This window comes from Streptomyces sp. KM273126, assembly GCF_004337435.2.
GTDB classification, from domain to species: domain Bacteria; phylum Actinomycetota; class Actinomycetes; order Streptomycetales; family Streptomycetaceae; genus Streptomyces; species Streptomyces acidicola.
Genome location: NZ_SJXB02000001.1, coordinates 1,388,756 through 1,402,966 on the forward strand (window position 1 = coordinate 1,388,756; position 14,211 = coordinate 1,402,966).

Annotated in this window: 12 protein-coding genes and 1 pseudogene; 7 read left to right on the forward strand and 6 right to left on the reverse strand. The window is 72.0% G+C overall.

The genetic code is table 11. The features are described 5' to 3' along the window. Positions 1–67: 67 nt before the first annotated feature. The 3 genes from E0500_RS05965 to E0500_RS05975 are packed head-to-tail and all read left to right on the forward strand — an operon-like array spanning position 68 to position 2,470. Positions 68–1,216, forward strand: coding sequence for a lipid-transfer protein (locus tag E0500_RS05965; protein ID WP_131571517.1), 1,149 nt, complete (start codon positions 68–70; stop codon positions 1,214–1,216). A gap of 43 nt (positions 1,217–1,259) precedes the next feature. Beyond that, positions 1,260–1,676, forward strand: a complete 417-nt coding sequence (locus E0500_RS05970; protein WP_131571520.1) for a Zn-ribbon domain-containing OB-fold protein — start codon at positions 1,260–1,262, stop codon at positions 1,674–1,676. Further along, positions 1,673–2,470, forward strand: coding sequence for an enoyl-CoA hydratase/isomerase family protein (locus tag E0500_RS05975; protein WP_131571523.1), 798 nt, complete (start codon positions 1,673–1,675; stop codon positions 2,468–2,470). Before E0500_RS05970 ends, E0500_RS05975 begins: the two co-directional genes overlap by 4 nt. Before the next feature lie 26 nt (positions 2,471–2,496). On the opposite strand, the gene E0500_RS05980 is transcribed toward E0500_RS05975, so the two are convergent. From E0500_RS05980 to E0500_RS05990, 3 genes and pseudogenes are all read right to left on the reverse strand, one after another. After that, a complete protein-coding gene (locus E0500_RS05980) occupies positions 2,497–3,069 on the reverse strand; it encodes a hypothetical protein (RefSeq protein ID WP_131571525.1) in 573 nt (190 codons plus the stop codon). A gap of 243 nt (positions 3,070–3,312) precedes the next feature. After that, positions 3,313–5,684, reverse strand: a pseudogene (locus E0500_RS05985) (PQQ-binding-like beta-propeller repeat protein). A 440-nt stretch (positions 5,685–6,124) separates the two neighbouring features. Continuing rightward, on the reverse strand, positions 6,125–6,853 hold the full coding sequence (locus E0500_RS05990) for a VOC family protein (protein WP_131569892.1): 729 nt from the start codon (positions 6,851–6,853) through the stop codon (positions 6,125–6,127). Positions 6,854–7,165: 312 nt separating this feature from the next. Here E0500_RS05990 and E0500_RS05995 point away from each other — a divergent pair, with 312 nt between their 5' ends. Further along, positions 7,166–7,801 (forward strand): TetR family transcriptional regulator, encoded by a 636-nt coding sequence (locus tag E0500_RS05995; RefSeq protein WP_131569900.1) that lies wholly within the window; start codon positions 7,166–7,168, stop codon positions 7,799–7,801. 157 nt (positions 7,802–7,958) lie between these two features. Here E0500_RS05995 and E0500_RS06000 read toward each other — a convergent pair whose 3' ends face one another. Both E0500_RS06000 and E0500_RS06005 read right to left on the reverse strand, forming a co-directional pair. Further along, entirely contained in the window at positions 7,959–8,465 is a 507-nt protein-coding gene (locus tag E0500_RS06000; protein WP_131569891.1) for a nitroreductase family deazaflavin-dependent oxidoreductase, read from the reverse strand. After that, positions 8,465–9,772: an acyl-CoA dehydrogenase family protein gene (locus E0500_RS06005; protein ID WP_131569889.1), complete on the reverse strand. Its 1,308-nt coding sequence runs from the start codon at positions 9,770–9,772 to the stop codon at positions 8,465–8,467. Before E0500_RS06005 ends, E0500_RS06000 begins: the two co-directional genes overlap by 1 nt. 125 nt (positions 9,773–9,897) lie before the next feature. Here E0500_RS06005 and E0500_RS06010 point away from each other — a divergent pair, with 125 nt between their 5' ends. Then, entirely contained in the window at positions 9,898–11,076 is a 1,179-nt protein-coding gene (locus E0500_RS06010; protein ID WP_131569888.1) for a thiolase C-terminal domain-containing protein, read from the forward strand. Positions 11,077–11,211: 135 nt separating this feature from the next. Here E0500_RS06010 and bla read toward each other — a convergent pair whose 3' ends face one another. Continuing rightward, a complete protein-coding gene (gene bla / locus E0500_RS06015; RefSeq protein WP_131569887.1) occupies positions 11,212–12,207 on the reverse strand; it encodes a class A beta-lactamase in 996 nt (331 codons plus the stop codon). A gap of 192 nt (positions 12,208–12,399) precedes the next feature. Here bla and E0500_RS06020 point away from each other — a divergent pair, with 192 nt between their 5' ends. After that, positions 12,400–13,290 (forward strand): LysR family transcriptional regulator, encoded by an 891-nt coding sequence (locus E0500_RS06020; RefSeq protein ID WP_309504973.1) that lies wholly within the window; start codon positions 12,400–12,402, stop codon positions 13,288–13,290. Further along, on the forward strand, positions 13,287–14,192 hold the full coding sequence (locus tag E0500_RS06025) for a serine hydrolase (RefSeq protein WP_131569883.1): 906 nt from the start codon (positions 13,287–13,289) through the stop codon (positions 14,190–14,192). Before E0500_RS06020 ends, E0500_RS06025 begins: the two co-directional genes overlap by 4 nt. Positions 14,193–14,211: the final 19 nt, after the last annotated feature.

The following is a 14,211-nucleotide window of genomic DNA, read 5'->3' on the forward strand; positions in this document are numbered from 1 at the left end:
TAGCCTGACGGACTGTCAGCCACCAGGACGCCCAGGAGCAAGGGCACACCCGTGGAGGTGCGTGCGCATGGCCACCCTCAAGGACGCGACCGCCGTCGTCGGGATCGGACAGACCGCCTTCGCCAAGCAACTCCCGGAGAGCGAGAAGGCGTTGGCGTGCCGCGCGATCCTCGCCGCGCTCCAGGACGCCGGGATCGACCCGGGCGAGGTCGACGGGCTCGCCTCCTACACCATGGAGGAGACGGACGAGGTGGAGGTCGCGAAGGCGCTGGGGCTCGGGGATCTGACATTCTTCAGCAAGGTCGGGTACGGCGGGGGCGGTTCCTGCGCCACCGTCGCGCACCTGGCCGCCGCCGTCGCCACGGGTCAGGCGAGCGTCGGGGTCGCCTGGCGGTCACGGAAGCGGGGGTCGGGGCCGCGTCCCTGGAAGAACACCGGGGTTCAACTCCCCACGCCCGCCCAGTGGACGCGCCCCTTCGGCCTGCTCAGGCCGGTCGACGAGATCGCCATGCTGGCCCGCCGCCACATGCACGAGTACGGCACCACACGGGACCACCTCTTCAACGTCGCGCTCGCCTGCCGCAACCGCGCCAACCAGAACCCCGCGGCCATCATGTACGAGCGCCCCCTCACGCGGGACATGTATATGACCTCCCGGTGGATCAGCGAGCCCCTCTGCCTCTTCGACAACTGTCTGGAGACGGACGGCGCGCTGGCCTGCGTCATCGTCTCCGCCGAGCGGGCGCGGGACTGCCGCCACCGGCCCGTGTACGTCCACTCCGCCGCCCAGGGCCTGCCCGCCCAGCACCACGGCATGGTCAACTACTGGAACGACGACCCCCTGACCGGCCCCGCCTGGACCGCCGCCCGGCACCTGTGGAAACACGCCGACTTCGGTCCCGAGGACGTGGACGTCGCCCAGATCTACGACGCGTTCACCGCGCTGATACCGCTGTCCCTGGAGGGCTACGGATTCTGCGGGCGCGGCGAGGGCGGCGCCTTCACCGAGGGGGGCGCGTTGGAGAGCGGCGGCCGACTGCCCCTCAACACCAGCGGCGGAGGGCTCTCCGAGGCGTACGTGCACGGCTTCAACCTCATCAACGAGGGCGTGAGGCAGCTGCGGGGCACCAGTACCGCCCAGGTCCCGGACGCCGCCACGTGTCTGGTCACGGCCGGTGAGGGAGTCCCCACCTCCGCCCTGCTGCTGCGGGCCTGAGTAGCTGCGTACCCGACTGAGTAAGTACCTGAGGAGTCGAGTGATGCTGACACCTGTCGTGGACGACGACGGCGCACCCTTCTGGGAGTACAGCGGCCGGGGCGAGCTCCGGATCCAGGCGTGCGCCGACTGCGGTGAGCTCCGCTTCCCGCCCCGCCCCTGCTGCCCGCACTGCCAGTCCTTCGCGAACGAGTGGCGTGAGGTGAGCGGGCACGGGCGCGTCTGGTCGTACGTCGTCCCCCACCCGCCCCTGCTGCCGGACTACGCGGAGCAGGCGCCGTACCCCGTGGTCCTCGTCGAGCTGGCCGAGGCGCCACGCATACGGCTCGTCGGGAACCTGGTCGCCGAGGCGGGCGCGCGGCTCGACTCCGTCGCGATGGAGCGGGTGCGGATCGGAGCGAGGGTGCAGGTGGTCTTCGACGGGGACGGTCTGCCCCAGTGGGTACTGGAGCGGGCATGAGCACGAGCGAATCGCGTGGCGGGCGCGGGGTCCGTACGGCCGTCGACAAGGACACGGGTGTCGCCGTCCTCACCCTCGACCGGCCCGAGCGCCTCAACGCCATCGACCTCGACATGGCGGGTGAACTGGCCGCCGTCTGGAGGGAGTTCAGGTTCGACGACACCGTACGGGCCGTGGTCCTCACGGGTGCGGGAGAGCGGGCCTTCTGTACGGGGCTCGACCGGAGCGCGGACGTGCCGCAGCCCGGCTCGCCGTACATGGTGGACGACCCGCTCATCGCGATCGGGCCGAAGGCGAACGACCTGTGGAAGCCGGTCGTCGTGGCCGTGGGCGGGATGGCCTGCGGCGGGGCGTTCTACCTCATCGGCGAGGCGGAGTTCGTCGTCGCGGATGAGACGGCGACCTTCTTCGACCCGCACACCACGTACGGGATGGTCAGCGCGTACGAGTCGATCTACCTGGCGCAGCGCATGCCGTTCGGGGAGGTGGCGCGGATGGCGCTCATGGGGACGGCCGAGCGGGTCTCCGCGCGGCGGGCGTACGAGGTGGGGCTGGTGTCCGAGGTGACCGCGCCCGGCGATGCGCTCGCGGCGGCCGTACGGTGCGCGTCCGTCATCGCCTCGTATCCGGCCGAGGCGGTCCAGGGGACGGTGCGGGCGTGCTGGGCTGCGCAGGAGGCGTCCCGCGCGCAGGCGCTCGCGCACGCGGGGCATCTCGTGGCCCTCGGCAACCTGCCCCCGGAGCGGCAGGCGGAGCTGTTCTCCACCCGCCGCCCGGACTTCAGGACGCGCTGAGCTCAGCCGCGCAGAGTCGCCCGGAGCTACGCGGCCGTGCGGGTCACCGCGCTCAGCCGGCAGGTGACGCCGCTCGTGTTCTGTGCGTCCGTGGGGGCGTAGGCGGCGGCCACGTCCAGGGTGTCGAAGGAACCGGCGGCGACGTACGGGATGCTGGAGCTGCTGGTGCGGACGGGCGAACCGTCCGGGTCCCTGAAGGTGACGCTGAACTTGTAGGTGTACGTCGTGCTCGCGCTGCTGTTGGTGGCGCGGACGCGGGCGACGATGCCGCGGGCCGCGTCGAGCTCGCAGCTCTCGATCTTCACGTCCTTGTCCGCGCGGTTCCTGCTGGTACCGCCCGTGGAGCCGGACGAGCTGCCGGCGCCCGACGAGCTCGTGCCGGCCGTGCCGCCCGACGTCGTGGTGCCGCCGTAGTCGTAGTCGTTGTCCTTGCCGACGTCACCGGTGGTGCTGCCGGTGGTACCGCCGGTGCTGCTGCTCGAACTCGACGACGAGGAGTCGGAGTTGTCGCAGCCACCGCCGTGGGAACGGCGGGCGCCCGTGAGGGCTATGACGACGATGGAGAAGACGGCGACTGCCCGGACATGGCGAAGTTTCACGTTCTTCAACCCCCGTTGAGAACTGTTGGGTCGGCGGGTGACGGGTTGGCGGGTGGCGGATTGGCGGGTGGGCATGGCACCCCGCACGCGGGCCACCCCTCGACCGCACCGGCTCGCGCAGGCTCGCCCGATCGCCGCCTCATGACAGGTGCACGCCACCCTAGCAGCGCGCCGGGCGCCGCTCCCGGGGCGCCGCCCCCGGGACGCCCGGCCGCCCGCGCCGGAGATCTGCCGCGGCGCCGTCTATGTGGTCCGAGCGGTCCCCGTGCCCTTCTCCGCGTCCAGCGCGTACACGCACCGGTCCTTGCTGCACGCGTACACGACCCCGTCCCTCACCACGGGAGAGCCCGTGATCTCACCGCCCGTGGCCAGCTTCCAGCGCAGGCGGCCGTCGTCGGACTTGAGGGTGTAGAGGAGGTGGTCGGTGGAACCGAAGTGGATGCGGCCCTCGGCGACGGCGGGGGCGCCCACGATGTCGCCGCCCGCCTGGAAGCGCCACTTGGGGGTGCCGGTGACCGCGTCCAGCGTGTAGAGGCCCTTGCCGCTGCCCACGTGGACATGGCCCGCGGCGACCAGGACCGGGTCGAGCGACGACCGCGCCTCCGTCGCGATGCGCCAGCGGTCACGGCCGTCGGCGGCGTCGAGGGCGTAGACCGTGCCCAGGTAGTCGGCGAGGTAGATGCCGCCGCCCGTGACCGCCGGACCGGGCACGAAGGTCGGGGCGCACAGGAACACCGCCGGGGCCTCGAAGTGCCAGCGGACATGGCCGCCCGCGATGTCGATGGCCAGCACGCGCGAGCCGGCCGAGACGTAGACGTAGCCGTCCGCGGCGGGCGTCAGACGCACCGGGACGCCGCCGCAGGAGGCCGCGTCGCCGATGGGGTACGACCAGCGCTCCTCACCCGTACGGGCCTCCAGGGCACGCAGTCGGGCGTCCTTCCAGACGAAGACCGTGCCGTCCTGGACGAGGGGGCCCGCCTCGGGGGACTCGAAGTCGGTCTGGGCGCCGGTGATCTCCCACAGTTTCTGGCCGTTCGAGGCCTCCCAGGCCTGGACGCCGCCGCCGCGCGTGCCGGTGACGACGGTGCCCCGGTCGGCCTTCAGCGCGTACACCCAGGCGTCCACCGAGAGCCGCCACAGGTCGTTGCCCTCGCGGGCGTCCAGGGCGAACAGGGTGGGTCCGTCGGAGGCGTGGATACGGCCGTCCGCGACCGCCATCGACCAGGCCACGTCCCGTGTCTTGAAGCGGCGGCGGCCGGTCGCCACGTCGAGCGCGTGCACCTCGAAGGAGGTGACGTAGACGAGGTCGTCGGCGACCGTCGGGGTCCCCCAGACGTCGTTCGACATGCGGAAACGCCAGGGGCGCCAGCCCGCTCCGGCCTCGGGGAGCGCGGACGGCGCGTGGGTCGCGGCGGCGGGGTCGGCGCCGTTCACGCCGGGGCGCGGGCGCGCCCAGGAGGCCACGAGGCCCGCCTCCGGAGGGGGCGCCTTCACGGCGGCGGCGCGGGCGTCGGCCACGCGCGGGCCGGGCCCGATGGGCACCTGGGCGCCCGCGAGCCGTACGGGGCCGGTGTCGGGGGCGCCGGCGGGCGCCGGCACGGGTACGGGGTCGTACGACGGCGGGGGCGGGATCTGAGGGGCGGGCCCGGCTCCCCGACACGGCCACCGCCCCCGCTGCCGCCTCCGACACCCGCATTGGTCCCCGGGTGCGTCACCGAGCGGCCGCCACGGCGTGACTCGATGAGCGAGACCGCCTTCTCGGGCAGCCACGCGGAGGCCGTACCGCTGTCGTCGGAGCCGGAGCCGAAGAGGTGGGGCGCCAGCTGGGCCTGGAGGTCGGCCGGGTTGGGGCGCGCGGTCGGGTCCATCTGCATACAGGACTCGATCAGCGGCCGCAGCTCATCGGGGACCCCGGAGAGATCCGGTCCCTCCCTGAGCAGCATGAACACGGTCTCGACGGGATTCGCGCCGTGGAACGGCGCATGCCCGGTCGCCGCGAAGACGAGCATCGAACCGAGCGAGAACACATCGCTCGCGCCGGTCACGCTCCGTGAGTCCTTGGCCTGTTCGGGCGACATGTAGGCGGGTGTGCCGACGGCGACGTTGGTCATGGTCAGCCGCGTGTTGGACACACCGGAGGCGATACCGAAGTCGATCACTCTCGGCCCGTCCTCGACCACGAGCACGTTGGAGGGCTTCAGGTCCCGGTGGACGAGCCCGGCCCCGTGGATCGACTGGAGGGCCTCCGCGACCCCCGCCGCGAACCAGCGCACCGCCTGGGCCGGGAGCGGCCCGCAGTCGGTCACTATCTCTTCCAGCGAGGGCGCGGGCACGTACGCGGTCGCGAGCCACGGCACGGCCGCACGCGGGTCGGCGTCGACCACGGCCGCCGTGTAGAAGCCGGAGACGGCCCGCGCCGCCTCGACCTCGCGTGTGAAACGGACCCGGAACAACTGGTCCTCGGCGAGCTCCGTCCTGACGGTCTTGATCGCCACTCGACGGCCCGACGCCGACCGCGCGAGATAGACCAGCCCCATGCCGCCGGCACCCAGCCGTCCCAGCACCTCGAACGGCCCGATCCGCCGCGGATCGTGCTGCGTCAGCTGATCCACCACTTGCCCTGCCACCTCCCCGTACAGGCCGCGTCGCCCTCGAATGAACACGACCCCGTGCAGCGTCTCACCACGGCACCGCCGCGGCGGCACGCCCCCCGATTCTTCCTGCCCGCGCCACCGGTTGCGAACCCGGTGGCGGATCGGGGTGTCTCAGGACAAAACCACGGGATACACCCTCAGGGGAAGCCGCCGCCCGGATCGTGGGACGGGTTCTGGTGACTTCTGGGGGTTCTTGAGAGTTCAGAAAGCATCACAGGTGGCTGGGAGTGGCTGATATTGGCGGTTGGAAGGGCCGGTATCAGTGGTGGTCGTAGTCAAGGGTGACATGTCCTTGCCGGTACGTCCTGATGGTGCGCGCCGGTGGTGCGTGGGTGTGATGCGCGGGTGTGATGCGTGCTGGTGCGCGCCCCCTTCAGCGGGCGTGCTGGTGCGCGCCCCCTTCAGCGCTGAAGCAGCGCGAACGACGCCCCCTGGTCGTCCGTGACCACCGCCACACGCCCGTACGAGGCGTCGAACGGCGGGACCTGGACGCGTCCGCCCAGCCGCTGCACCGTACCGAGCGCTTCCTCGGCGTCCGTCACACCGAAGTGGACGAGGAAGTGGGGCGGCATCTCGGCCGGGAAGACCTCCGCGAGGTCGGCGCGGCCGAAGTCGGGGGAGGCGCCGGGGCCGAAGAGGGCGTCGTGGAAGAGGGCGCCGTAGAAGTCGTTGGCGACCTTGGTGTCCCGCGCGTACAACTCGGCCCAGGCGAAGGTGCCGGGTTCGTGGCGGCGGCCGAAGCCCTGGTGGGTGCCGGGTTGCCAGATCCCGAAGACGGCGCTTTCCGGGTCGGTGGCGAGGGCCGTGGCGCCGAGGGGGCCGAGGCGGGTTGGGGTGGTGATGAGCCGGCCGCCGTGGGCCTCGATCCGCTCGGCCAGCGCGGTGGCGTCGGGGGTCGCGAAGTGGAGCGTCCAGACGGTCGGCATACGGCCGTTCACCTTGGGCGCGAGGGCGGCGACGGGCTCGCCCTCCTTGTACGCCCACACCGAGGTGCCGTACCCCTCCCCGAACGTCCACCCGAAGAGGCCGCCGTAGAACCGCTTGCCCGCCTCCAAGTCGGGCAACTGCGCGTCCGCCCAGCAGGGGACGCCCTCCGGGTACGGTCCGACATGTGACGCTTGATCGGCCATACGGCCAACGTAACGGGCTTTGGGGCGGGGCGCGCGGTACGGGTAGGCCGACTGGGGCGGTGTGCCGAACCTCGCCGATCGCCACACCGTGGCTCGCCTCCGCCGCCTCGGATCCCGTTTCCGTGGATCGGCCCCCGGACCCCCGCTCCTCAAACGCCGCAGAATGGGCAGGGGCGGCAGGGGCGAAAGAAACTCGCCATTCACGCCGGACCCCGTCCCGCGAACCCCTTGGTGAAAGACGTACGCCCCATTTGCAGTCGGCCGAATAGCGCTCCCCTCACCCCTCGGTAAGCTGACGGCATGACAGGACAAGTGCGTACCGTCGACGGCCGCGTGGCCGGCCGACGTGGGCAGGCGACCCGGCAGAAGCTGCTCGACTGCCTCAGCGAGATGCTCAGCTCCTCCCCGTACCGGGACGTCAAGGTCATCGATGTCGCCCGGAGGGCGGGGACTTCACCCGCGACCTTCTATCAGTACTTCCCGGACGTCGAAGGCGCCGTCCTCGAAATCGCTGATCAAATGGCCACCGAGGGCGCCGAGTTGACCGAGTTGCTCGAAGGACGGTCCTGGGTCGGCAAGGCCGGCTGGCAGACCGCGCAGGAGCTCGTCGACGGCTTCCTGGACTTCTGGCGCAGGAACGACGCGATCCTGCGCGTCGTCGACCTGGGCGCGGCCGAGGGCGACAAACGTTTCTACAAGATCCGCATGAAGATCCTCAACTCCGTGAACAACTCCCTCGCGGACGCGGTCACCGAGCTCCAGTCGAGGGGCAGGGTCGACAAGGACGTGAACCCGGCGGCGATGGCCGGTTCGATCGTCGCCATGCTCGCCGCCGTGGCCTCGCACCAGAAGGGCTTCCAGAGCTGGGGCGTCAAACAGGCCGAACTGAAGCCGAACCTGGCCCTGTTGGTGCACCTCGGCATCACGGGCAGGAAGCCGACCAAGTAGCGAGAGATTTCGAAAGACTCTCTTCTCAAGTCCTGTCAAACAGGCGGCAGTCGACCCGGCCCCCGGGAGGCTGCCGCCTGTCGGCTTTGTGCGGCCCGTCGCTTCGAGGGTCGGCGCCGGTCAGCGTCGGTCGATGTCGGACGCCGGTCGACGCCGGTCAGCGTCGTACGAGCCGGAACACCCGGATCTCCCGCTCCACCCTCCCCTGGTACGTCGCGTACGGCGGCCAGAACGCCAGCAGCGCCTGCCACGCGGCCGCCCGCTCCTCCCCCTCCAGCAGCCGCGCCCTGACCGGGATGTCCTCGCCCTTCCAGTTGATCTCGGCGTCGGGGTGGGCGAGGAGGTTGGCGGTCCAGGCGGGGTGGCTGGTGCGGCCGAAGTTGGAGCCTATGAGGAGCCAGCTCGCGGGCCGGCCGCCGGACACGGACTCCGGCATGCAGGCCAGTGGCGTACGGCGCGGCTGTCCGCTCCTCGCCCCGGTGGCCGTCAGGATCGCACCGGGCAGCAGCCGTGCGCTGAGCAGCACCTTTCCGTGGGTCAGCCGGTGGGCCGCGCGGTCGAGCGCGGGGACGACGTGCGGCGCGATCCGCGCGAACGTCCGCGTGGACGACATCTTCTGCACCAGCCGGACGCCCAGGTCACTCCCTTTCCTCGCGGCCGCCATCAGACCGCCACCTCCCCGTCCTCGAAGAGCCGGGCCGCGTCGGCCGCGTGCGCGCGCAGCCGGTGCACCGGGCCGAAGAGCAGCTCGTCCCCCGCGGCCCGCTTGAAGTACAGGTGCGCATCGTCTTCCCAGGTGAACCCGATACCCCCGTGCAACTGGATCCCCTCGGCCGCCGCCACCCGCAGCGCCTCCAGCGCCTGGGCCAGCGCGAGCCCGCCCACTCGCTCCCCAGGGACGGTGGGGGTTGTGTGGGCCGGGTCGGCCGTGTCGGGTGCATGGGTCGTTCCGGGCGTATGGGGCCTGACGGGTGCATGGGGCCTGACGGGCGTATGGGGTGTGCCGGGCTTATGGGCCGTCGCCCAGGCCGCGTAGTACGCCGCCGACCGCGCCGCCTGCACCCGTACGTACACGTCCGCCAGTCGGTGCTTCACCGCCTGGAAGGACCCGATCGGCCGCCCGAACTGCTCCCGCTGCCGTACGTAGGCGACCGTCCGCTCCAGCGCCCGGCCGGCCGCACCCACGGCCTCGGCGGCCAGGACGGCGGCGACGGTGTCCCCGGTGCCGGCCAGCACCTGAAGTACGTCGCCCGTCTCCTCCCCGCGACCGAGCAACTCCGCCGCCACGTTGCGTAGTTCGAGGCGGGCCCGCGGCCGGGTCTCGTCGAGGGACGTCTGCCGTACGCGCGTCAGGCCCTCCGCCGGCGCCCGTACGGTGAATAGCAGCGTGCGCGAGCGCGCGTACCCTCCGGTGTGCGCGGCCACCACCAGCAGCTCCGCGCTGTGCCCGTCGAGCACCTGCTCCACCTGCCCGTACAGCCGCCACCCGCCGTCGGCGCGCCTCGCCTGCACTCCACCCGCGCGCCCGCCACCGGCCCAGTCCCCACGGTTGTCGCCGGTCAGCCCGAGGACGTCCCCGAGACGCGGACCCGGCACGGCCAGAGTGGCGGTCGCCCTGCCACCGGCCAGGCGCGGCAGCAGGTCGGCGCGCTGCTCCTGCGTGCCGAGGGCGAGAAGCAGCGGGGCGACCACGACGCAGGTCGCAAGGAACGGGCTGGGGGTCAGTGCGCGGCCCAGCTCCTCTCCCGCCAGTGCCAGTTCCGTCGCCGAGCACCCGATCCCGCCGTACTCCTCGGGGAGGGCCAGTCCGGGCAGCCCCAGCTGGTCGGCGAAGGTGGTCCACAGCCCGCCGTCGTACCCGTCGTCGGTCCGTAGGGCCGCGCGCACCTCCTCCGGGCCGCAGCGCTTGAGGAGCACCTCCCGTACCGTGCGCCGGATCTCTTCCTGTTCGGCGGTGAAGCGGGCGTCCATGGGCGGGTCCCCCCTCTTCCTCACTGAGGATCTGACGGTCCGTCATGTTAGGCCCAGGGCGCCCGGCTGCACAGCCCCGGCACTCCCCTCTCCCGATCCGCTCAATCTGATGTACCGTCAGATTCATGACTGCTGCTGTGACCGGTCGAAGGGTCGCGATCGTCGGCGTCTCCCTCTCCGACTGCGGCCGCGTGGACGACGCGACGCCGTACGCTCTGCACGCCCAGGCCGCCCGCCGGGCCCTGGCCGACTCCGGGCTCGGCCGTGAGGTCGTCGACGGCTTCGCGTCGGCGGGGCTCGGCACACTGGCCCCCGCGGAGGTCGCCGAGTACCTGGGGCTGCGGCCGACGTGGATGGACTCCACCTCCGTGGGCGGCTCCACCTGGGAGGTCATGGCGGCCCACGCGGCGGACGCGATCGCGGCGGGCCACGCGAACGCGGTGCTGCTCGTGTACGGCTCGACGGCCCGCGCGGACATCAAGGCGGGACGGCGGACGGGCAACCTGTCCCTCGGCGCCGGCGGCCCCCTCCAGTTCGAGGTCCCCTACGGCCACACGCTCATCGCCAAGTACGCCATGGCCGCCCGCCGCCACATGCACCAGTTCGGCACCACGCTGGAACAGCTCGCCTCCGTCGCCGTCCAGGCCCGCGCGAACGCCGGGCCGAACCCCGAGGCCATGTTCCGCGAACCGATCACCGTCGACGACGTCCTGTCCGGCCCGATGATCGCGGACCCCTTCACCAAGCTGCACTGCTGCATACGGTCCGACGGCGGGGCGGCGGTGCTGCTGGCGGCCGAGGAGTACGTACAAGACAGCCGCTCGACCCCGGTGTGGATCCTCGGCACCGGGGAGCACGTCTCGCACACCACCATGTCCGAGTGGGCCGACTTCACGGTCTCCCCGGCGGCGGTGAGCGGGCGCCTCGCCTTCGAGCGGGCGGGGGTGCGCCCGCAGGAGATCGACTTCGCCGAGATCTACGACGCCTTCACGTACATGACGCTGGTGACGCTGGAGGACCTCGGCTTCTGCGGGAAGGGCGAGGGCGGGGCGTTCGTGGAGAAGGGGCGGCTGACGCTGACCGGCGACCTGCCGGTGAACACCGACGGGGGTGGACTGTCGGCCCAGCACCCGGGGATGCGGGGGCTGTTCCTGCTCGTGGAGGCCGTACGGCAGTTGCGCGGCGAGGCGGGCGAGGGACGGCAGGTCCACGCGGCGGACGGCGGCACGCCCCGGCTGGCCGTCGCGTCCGGGACGGGCGGCTGGTTCTGCTCGTCGGGGACGGTCGTGCTCGGCCGGGGCTGAGAGCGCCGGGTCCGCACCGGCCGCGCGGCCGGTGCGGGGATCCGCCGTCGAGCCCGCCGCGGGGGCCGTGGACCGAGTGCGCCACCTAGTCCGCGCACCGAGTCCGCCGCCGAGTCCGCTAGGACAGGGTGTCGGCTAGGACAGGGTGTCGGCGACCACTGATGCCGCCTCCGCGATCAGTTTGTTGTCGTGGGTGTCGTCCTCCTTGCCGCGGTTCGTCAGGATCGCCATGACGATGGGGGCGGAGTCGGGGGGCCACACGACGGCGATGTCGTTACGGGCGCCGTAGTAGCTGCCGGACCCGGTCTTGTCGCCGACCACCCAGCCCTCGGGCACCCCGGCCCGGATGACCTCGTCGCCGGTGGTGTTGGTCTTCAGCCACGTCGTGAGCCGGTCACGCTCCCGCTTGCCAAGGACGTCTCCGAGAACGTACGCGCGCAGGTCCTCGGCGACGGCCCGCGGGGTGGTCGTGTCCCGTGTCTCGCCCGGCACCCAGTTGCTCAGGTGGGGCTCGATGCGATCCATCGAAGTGACCTTGTCGCCCAGCTTCCTGAGTTCCGCTTCGAGAGCCTTGGGGCCGCCGAGCTCCTCGTACAGCAGGTTCGCCGCGGCGTTGTCGCTGTACCGGACGGCTGCGTCGCACAGCTCGCTCAGCGTCATCCCGGTCTCGACGTGCTTCTCGGTGATCGGGGAGTTGGCGATCAGGTCGTCCTCGGAGTACCTGACCACCCTGTTCATGCCGCTCAGGGAGTACTTCCGCAGGACGGCACCGGCTTCGAGCGCCTTGAACGTGGAGTGGTAGCCGAAGCGCTCGCCGTCCCGGTAGGCCACCTCGCGTCCGGTACCGGTGTCGATCGCGTAGACGCCGAGCCGGGCGTCGTACTCGCGCTCCAGTTCCTTCAACTCGCCGGTGAACGGGGCCGTCGCCGCGACCGGGATCGTCGTCACGGCGGACCGGGACGGCGAGGCCGAAGAGGTCTGCGAGGTCGACGAGGCCGTGGAACCGTCCTGGCCGCAGGCGGCGAGCGGGACGAGGAGAGCGAGCACCGGGAGCGCGCCGCGCAGGGCGCGACGGGCAGAAGTGGGGTGGCCAGAAGTGGGGCGGGCAGGGGTGTGGCGTGTGGTGCGCATGGTCCAACCTCCTGGATGGTCATGACTTGGGGGCGAGGGATCGATCCGGGGATCACCCTCACCGCCGGGCAGCCATGCGGTCCAATACGCGAACGCGCCGTTCCATGCCGATTCGGCATAGGGGTCGGGCCATGGGTCTGTCCGTGGATGGGGCCGTGGGTAGGGCCATGGATCTGGCATAAGGTTCCGGCTGTGGACCTGGTGGGAGCGTGTCGCGCGTTCGTCAGCGTCAGCGAGCACGGCAGTTTCACCGTCGGTGCAGCCGCCGCAGGGATGTCGCAGTCCGTGGCCAGCCGCCGCGTCGCCGCGCTGGAGGAACGCTTCGGCGAGCCGTTGTTCGAGCGCACGTCACGGCGGGCCGTCCTCACCCCCTTCGGCCGGGAGATGCTGCCGACGGCCAGACAGCTCGTACGGGCGGCCGACGTACTGCTGCACGAGGCGGAGGCCGCCAAACGCAAGCCGTGGCGGCTCGCGGTGCCCGGCATCTGCTCCACGGCCGGTCTTGCCCGCCTCGTCGCCGAGGCACGCGGGCACGGCGTCACCCTCGATCTCCGCGTCGCGGGACCGGCGCAGCGCAGGGAGCTCCTCCACGCTCAGCAGGTGCGGGCCGCCCTGCTCGCGGTGGAGCCCGACGACGCGAGGTGGTCCGTGCCGCTCGGGCTTGCCGGTGCCCGGGATCCGGGCGTGAACCGCGTCTACCTCGACACACTGCGGGTCGGACGAGCCTCCTCCGGCCCCGCCCGCCGCGTCTGGATCCAGCCCGAGGACGATGTGCCGCACATACGCGACCCCCTGGCACGACTACGCGACGCGGTCGGCCTGCGGCCCGCGCAGCTCGTCGCCGCGCCCGACCTGACGACCGCCGCGGCGGAAGTCCTGTGCTCACGCGACCTGTTGCTGTGCTCCCCCGCCCAGGCCGAGGAACTCGCCCTGACCTGGCGGCCCGTCGGCGAGATCACGCTCGGCCGGGGCTTCGCCCTCGCCGCCGCCGGAGACGGCAATCCGCAGATCGTCGAAGCGCGCCTGGGCGACGCCGTCGCCCGCTGTCTGGGCGCGGAAACCTCAGGAGGGGCAGGGACTTGAGCACCGAGGCGTTACTGCACGACCTGCGCGGGCAACTGCGCGACGGCGGCCTGCACGGCTGCCTGCTCGTGCGGGATCTGCACACGGGAGATGAACTGGGGATCGAGGCGGACACCCGGCTGCCGTCCGCGTCGCTGGTCAAGGTCCCCCTCGCGATGGCGACGCTCGAACGCATCCGGCGGGGCGAGCTCGACGGAGCGACGGCCCTCGACGTGCCACCCGGGCGGATCACCACGGCCGGCCCCATCGGGCTGAGCCGTTTCCGCCACCCCGCACGGATCGCGGTCGACGACCTGCTCTACCTGAGCACCTGCCTGAGTGACAGCCATGCCGCCGACGCACTGTTCGGCCTCACCCCGCCCGCCCGGGTCGCCGAGATCCTCCACGAACTCGGGCTGCGCGACATCGCCGTCCGGCACACGATGAACGAGCTGATGGACACCCCCGTCGAACGCCTCGACGCCACCGAGGTCCACCTCGCCCACTCCCTCGCCATCGACGCCGGCACCAGCGGCCGCGGACACCGGGTGCCCCAACTCGACACCACCCGCGCCAACACCGGCAGCGCACGCGCCTGGGTCGAACTGCTCCAGGCCCTGTGGACACCGTCGAAGATCCACCCCGAGGTGGCCGAGCGCGTACGTGACCTCATGGCCCACAACGTGCTCCGGCACCGGCTCGCCCCGGACTTCACCTCCGACGCCACCACCTGGTCCTCCAAGACCGGCACGCTCCTGAACCTCCGCCACGAGATCGGCGTCGTCGAACACACCGACGGCCAGGCCTTCGCCATCGCCGCCCTCACGGAATCACTCGTCCCGGCCGGCAGCCAGCCGGGAGCCGAGGCCCTCATGGCCCAGGTCGCACGCGAACTGCGGGACCACCTGCGGCAGCTGTGGTAGCCGGGTCCCGGCCCACGTC